Source organism: uncultured Microbulbifer sp. (assembly GCF_947489355.1).
Classification (GTDB): Bacteria; Pseudomonadota; Gammaproteobacteria; order Pseudomonadales; family Cellvibrionaceae; genus Microbulbifer.
On the sequence record NZ_CANLDD010000098.1, the window covers coordinates 1 to 5,856 of the forward strand.

Consider the following 5,856-nt stretch of genomic DNA (forward strand, 5'->3'; position numbering starts at 1 on the left):
CGAAGCCGTGAAGTTTTATTGTGGGAAAAATCAATAGAATAGCTTCCGCTATTACTAGAATCAGGGCCATCAACTTCAGAAGTTGCGGTTTGGGAAACAATCAAACAGAAGGCAAAAGAAAATATTCTTATCAACATCTATAAAGACACTCAGTAAGCGATGGCAACATTTCTGGAGATTTTTAGGATTAAAAATAGAGATGTGATAGAAACAGGCGGCAATTCACATCCTCTAAGAAATTTGGTTTTAATATTATCATGCGAATGCATATTAAATCAATTACACGCCATTACAAGAGAGGCTAATTTTTAGCCAAGCATTCTCTGCCCATCAAATTGTTCGACTTTTACTTTTTGCCGCTAAAGCCAAATTGATACAGTCAGACTACTGGTAAGTCGCCTCTGAAGTTTGAGACACCTTCTTCGTCACTACATCAATCCGCTTTTGAATTACAACCAGTTTCAACCGCTTGGCCTTGTGCGGAATATCCTCAGCCAAAATACGCTCACACCGCTTTGCGCAATTCACTCGGGCGCCGACTGGCTTGATTCAGCGGAAGACGCCGGGCCAGCTTGTCACAATGTTCAGTAACGAACTCCACTCTTTCCCAGCCTTGCAGTTCCTTCAGGCTGGCAGCCAACTGATGCACTTCTTTCAAGCGCTCACAGAGATCATTGACATGCTGGGTGTTTTAAGGTGGCTTGGTACCGCGATAGAAACTCTTCAATACCGGAATGTCCGCGGCCAGAAACTCACCCTGATTGGGCTTGCCCTGTGCCAAGAACATCAATCAAGCTCTCCTTTTGCCGGGCCAACTGGTGAAATACCGTGGGAAACTCTCTGCGCACCCGCTCAAACAGCACCTTTCTACGATACTTTGGGATAAAAACTATGTGGTACTTACACTCCCATTTCGTGTGACTTAAACTGTCCACTTGTCTCATAGTGACTCCTTTGTGTGTTGCTTGGCGGCTCACACATTGGAGTTACTATGGGACTTCCGGATCTGTCAAACTATGCGTGCCTTCCCGGCAAGGCCGGGGGGTCTCCCTTTTGGACTAGATTACCTTGAAGATCCTCTTCAGCTTCACTAAATTCGGCCCTGCTGTATTGGTTCGCCGAGCCACCGACAAAATCCATGGCCGCCTCACTATCCTGTGCACCCACCCGGCCCACATAACCCTGCTCAAGACCGGTGTATTTCTGCTGATAGTGATTCCACTTCTGCTCCACCGCATCGGCAAAGGCTTTTTCATCGGCAGTTTCCTTTACCGTGCTACCCCCTTGGTGAAATAACCGACGGAATCGGAAAGACTGAAAAGTTTCAACCTGACCGGTACCGGGCAATTCCGGTATCGGCATGCTATCACTAATATCAATCTCAAGAAAATCCTACAGATAGTAAATCGATTTTCGGCCCGATGTTTATGGAAACCCAGACGCCGGGCAAATGGGTTGAGCGTAGGCAACACCGCCCAGAACTGAATACAATAGGCATCTACCTCGCGCGCCATTTGCTTCACCTGAGAAAAACAAGTACGGATTGCATTACTGGGTAGTGTTCAGAATTCCGTGTCATTTCTTTATCATTAGCAAAAAACAGATAGCCTATGACTAAATCTACCTTCGACATAGATGCTACCGTCAAAGTCCAAAATCAATTAAACAGACCACCACAAATACTTGACCTAATTCAAACAGAAACTGCCACGCGCTGGCAGTCGGCTTGAAATGACTATTAAATTGTGAAATTATATATTCTGCAATTTCTGAACCAAAAACAACACAAAGCTCGATGACTTGCACACCACGCTCTATCATTCCTCTAGCAGCTAAAACAGCATCATCATCATTGCTTACACCGATAACTTCTATGAAAAAATCTGCTGCATCCATAACCGTTTTGTTATGGTGATAATCATAGCTTTTAGTCTTGACAATGAACTCGCATTATCTGATCACGATGCCTCCCGAGTAAACCAGTCTTTGCATGATTTTGATCACCACAATAAAGGAAGGGGCCGAACCTTAGCAGCGAAGCCGGGGAGTGAAGTCCCTGCCCCCAGAGGCGCCTTTGATTGAGTTGTCGACCGAAGCCGCTACGCGACAAAGATACCCCTGCAGAAATAAAGCTAATTCCCCTACGCGCTCACTCCCGAGCACGACAAATAGAAGAATATCTTTATGAACAAAGCACTGCAGAAACGATACGATTCACTATAGGGCACCTCTCTATAAGTTCATATAAAACTGCAAAATTAAGCGCCATCGGTGCTTCCCTTTTTTATCGACCATAATTTCACTGAAGGTCACAAAAAACCGATATTTGATGGGCTTTAGAGCTATTTCGGCCTGCTCTTAGGAAACTTTCTCCCGATTCGTCATGCAGCGAGCGCACGTCAGGACTGCAAGCTTACAAATCGACGCATGTTGTACACCAAATTCATCATGCCAACCTTAACCGCAGCACGCCAAATCCCAATAGTCCGCACGAGCATACCCCCTGCTCATTTTCCATTGACCCAAATACGTGCTCGACTCTAACTCGAACTCTGGACTTGTGACGGTTCTCTTCCGTGTCTCGCTTGCTGAGAGCCTTACCCCGGTTCCCTTTCTTATGCACATAGCTGCGATATCCTATCGCTTCCAGCGTGATCTCGCCTTCTTCACTGTAGTAAGCACTGTCTGCCCAAACACCCTTGGAAGTGTTGTCGCTCAGCAGTTCATGGAACCCCTGGTAGTCGTGCACTTCGGCAGAGGTGATCTCGTAATCTCGGATCCGTTTGTGCTTGTTGTCCACACAGGCGTGGTTCTTATACCCGTAGTGAGTCTCATTATTTTTCTTGGTCCAGCGGGCATCCAGATCCTTCTGGCGATTGACATTTGGTTTTTTCTCGATTCTTTCCGGTACTTTGCCGGCCTTAATTTCCTCGTTCTCACCTCGACTGTTGCGTTGCTTCGGTGCCTCAATAAAACTGGCATCAACTATTTGCCCTTTCTGAGTTTTGTAGCCCTGTGCATCAAACTGTAAATCGAACTCGAGAAAGAGATGCTTCATAAGCTCGGCGTGTACCAATTGTTCAAGAAACAGCCAGGTTGTCTTGACGCCCGGTATTTTGTCTTCCGAATTCAAATTGTGAAACCGGCAAAATGTAAAGCGGTCGCGTATCTGATACTCCAGTTGATCGTCTGATAAGTTGTACAAATGCTGCAATACCAGTGCTTTGAACATTAGAATCACACCGAAGGGCTTTCGTCCTGCATTGATTTTTCGCGGCTTTGTGAGAATTTTATTAAAAGTGTTCCGAAAGTCGTCCCAATCAATCAGCTCTCGCAGAGTAATCAGCAGGTCACGCCCGTTCAGTTTGCGATGTCGGTCTTCGAGATCTAAGAAGCTCGGCTGCATTTTTGGCATAACCTCTATCTGAGAGAAGTTGGACCGATTTTACCAGAAATCAGGTGATTTTTAGAGGTACCCATAAAGCTATGGATTCAGTTCTACTTTTAACTTCAGTTAAAAGTGAGGGGACTATCGTACTAGATATGCGCAGAAGAAAGATGGAGAAAGCTACGAGGCATTAACTGCTTAGCCAAGGTCATTACCGGAGTAAAATTCAAAGATGGAGAGGAAACGCAAAGACCTGACCAGTGCACTGCTTGATCAAACCCTGTTAACACCAAAATTAACAAAAACTTCCAAGCTCGCATTGATTTTCTAAGCCAGAAAGAAAACCTCACAGCAACTGTCATTAATTTTTGTATTTGCCTCTTTTGCTGGAGAAACAACACTGGAAAAGTTGAAGGGGGTAGAGATACTTATGGCGCATTATTCATTTAAATTCGGAATAAAAGTCATAAAATGTATTTTAGTGACTCTTTGTAATACAGTGCAATAGCGTGCAGCAGTATCTATGTCCAAAGCGTTTAAACATTGAGCTTTAGAAAGTTGTTGAAATTGGAATTAATTTCGTTCATCTTTGTTCCTATGGAGAATTTTTGGCTAATAGAAAATCAACTCAAAGAACTGCGCGAGGTTCACAGAATCGAGCGCAACCTCAATGCCTCCTATAAGACCAATGCAATTATTCTTCTTGACACTGGCTGGAATTTAAAGACAGTTCGAGAGGCGTTATTGCTTATTGAGGAACCGTTGAGATCTTATTTAGAGAAATTTCGCTCGGGTGGTGTTGCAGAGTTGGTCAGGACGAACTATCAAGGTCGGGCAAACCATTTAATTTTCTCACAGCAGGCACAGCTTTGTGATGAGCTTGAGAGTAATATTTATCTCACAACACACTCCATTATTGAATATTTCCGAGAAATCTTCGGAGTTGAGTATACACCCAGCGGAAAACGATATGTTATTTAGTACTGACATCATACTAAATAAACGCACTTTATTTGAGTGGTTACTTAAGCCCATTTATAGCTTGCATGGCCCGCCAAATTAAAACACAAAAAAGTTGACCAAAAAATAGGAAATGGGGATGAAGGAGCAGCATAAACAACAGGTTACGTTCGCAGTATAGGGCAGCATTGACAGTCAATATTATGATGAATTTGGCAATTCTAGGCCGAGGAAATTCTGGAAAGCGGTTATATTCAATCAAAATCCATAAGCTGGCCAAAAGTATAATTATTTTCAATAAGGTCACAGGGCGTGCATTATTACTTATTACCTCAAAGAAATATGAGGAAACTAATTTACTACAACTACATATAATTAAGGTGCAGTTGTAGTAAATAGCCAGAAGTAACAGAAGTTATTAATGGCAACAACCTGTTGGCTCATTTAGCAATAAATGAAGCCAGCTTACATCAATAACCTGACGAATTCACTCAAATAAAGAAGAATAGTCGGGCATTAAGAGGAAGTAATGACTTATGAATAATATCTTAGATTTATCCTTAGAAGCACTTGAAGATCAAGAAGCCCCTGCCACATGGGCTGAAGTTGGAATTTTCGTAGTTGGCGTTGGCACAGGCATTGCCATTGGTGTCGCCATCACTTAATAAGGATTAAATCATGAATAATTTAGATCTAATGTTAGAAAATCTAGATACCCAAGAAGCCCCTCTCTCAGCAGATGAAGCAATGGCATTTGCTGTTGGTGTAGTAGCGGGCATTGGTATCGGCCTTGCGATAACTTAAATCTAAAAGGTAATAGCTATCAAATAGTTAATGTATACTTGATGACTATTAAACTGACCACTCTACGCTGGATCACTTTCTAGCTTTGATTAGAAAGTTGCTCCTCTACAAAAAAGGATATGAAAATGAACACAAATTTAGATTTAAGCTTAGAAATGCTTGAATGCCAAGAAGCACCGTTAAGTGCTGATGAGGCAATGGCCTTTGCAACTGGTGTTGCTGTAGGTATTGCTATCGGCCTTGCGATTACTTAAACCTAAAAGGCAATAGCTATCAAGCAGTTAACGTATGTTTGATAGCTATTATACTGATTACTCTACCCTGAATCACTTGCTAATTTTGATTAGAAAGTTGTTCCTCCACAAAAAAGGATATGAAAATGAACACAAATTTAGATTTAAGTTTAGAAATGCTTGAGTGCCAAGAAGCACCGTTAAGTGCTGATGAGGCAATGGCCTTTGCAACTGGTGTTGCTGTAGGTATTGCTATCGGCCTTGCGATAACTTAAACCTAAAAGGCAATAGCTATCAAGCAGTTAACGTATGCTTGATAGCTATTATACTGATTACTCTACCCTGAATCACTTGCTAATTTTGATTAGAAAGTTGTTCCTCCACAAAAAAGGATACGCGGATTCAACCTTGAAGCGCATACCATTTATGCGGCTTGTGCCGCCAAGTAATTATCCATTAAATCTTCTGGTG

8 protein-coding genes and 2 pseudogenes are annotated in these 5,856 nt (G+C 42.6%); 6 read left to right on the top strand and 4 right to left on the bottom strand.

Annotated elements, in window-relative coordinates; genetic code table 11:
- Positions 1-580: 580 nt before the first annotated feature.
- Complete coding sequence (locus tag Q1A48_RS20325; RefSeq protein WP_299948562.1) at positions 581-886, top strand: hypothetical protein; 306 nt, start codon at positions 581-583, stop codon at positions 884-886.
- Here the strand turns inward: Q1A48_RS20325 and Q1A48_RS20330 are convergent.
- The 4 genes and pseudogenes from Q1A48_RS20330 to Q1A48_RS20345 form a co-directional block, all read right to left on the bottom strand.
- Positions 837-944, bottom strand: a pseudogene (locus Q1A48_RS20330) (transposase); the annotation flags it as partial. The gene Q1A48_RS20325 and the pseudogene Q1A48_RS20330 overlap by 50 nt on opposite strands.
- A 70-nt stretch (positions 945-1,014) precedes the next feature.
- Complete coding sequence (locus Q1A48_RS20335) at positions 1,015-1,362, bottom strand: hypothetical protein (RefSeq protein ID WP_299948550.1); 348 nt, start codon at positions 1,360-1,362, stop codon at positions 1,015-1,017.
- Positions 1,363-1,644: 282 nt separating this feature from the next.
- Positions 1,645-1,941 (bottom strand): DUF6506 family protein, encoded by a 297-nt coding sequence (locus tag Q1A48_RS20340; RefSeq protein ID WP_299948560.1) that lies wholly within the window; start codon positions 1,939-1,941, stop codon positions 1,645-1,647.
- Positions 1,942-2,399: 458 nt separating this feature from the next.
- Positions 2,400-3,406, bottom strand: a pseudogene (locus Q1A48_RS20345) (IS5 family transposase).
- Positions 3,407-3,949: 543 nt separating this feature from the next.
- On the opposite strand from Q1A48_RS20345, the gene Q1A48_RS20350 reads away from it, so the two are divergent.
- From Q1A48_RS20350 to Q1A48_RS20370, 5 genes are all read left to right on the top strand, one after another.
- Complete coding sequence (locus tag Q1A48_RS20350) at positions 3,950-4,369, top strand: hypothetical protein (protein WP_299948552.1); 420 nt, start codon at positions 3,950-3,952, stop codon at positions 4,367-4,369.
- A gap of 515 nt (positions 4,370-4,884) precedes the next feature.
- Positions 4,885-5,013, top strand: coding sequence for a hypothetical protein (locus Q1A48_RS20355; protein ID WP_299948554.1), 129 nt, complete (start codon positions 4,885-4,887; stop codon positions 5,011-5,013).
- A gap of 13 nt (positions 5,014-5,026) precedes the next feature.
- Positions 5,027-5,152 carry a hypothetical protein gene (locus Q1A48_RS20360; RefSeq protein WP_299948556.1) on the top strand — a complete coding sequence of 42 codons (126 nt, stop codon included), beginning with the start codon at positions 5,027-5,029 and terminating at the stop codon, positions 5,150-5,152.
- A gap of 125 nt (positions 5,153-5,277) precedes the next feature.
- On the top strand, positions 5,278-5,406 hold the full coding sequence (locus Q1A48_RS20365) for a hypothetical protein (protein WP_299948558.1): 129 nt from the start codon (positions 5,278-5,280) through the stop codon (positions 5,404-5,406).
- 125 nt (positions 5,407-5,531) lie between these two features.
- Positions 5,532-5,660, top strand: coding sequence for a hypothetical protein (locus Q1A48_RS20370; RefSeq protein ID WP_299948558.1), 129 nt, complete (start codon positions 5,532-5,534; stop codon positions 5,658-5,660).
- The last annotated feature ends 196 nt before the right edge of the window (positions 5,661-5,856 follow it).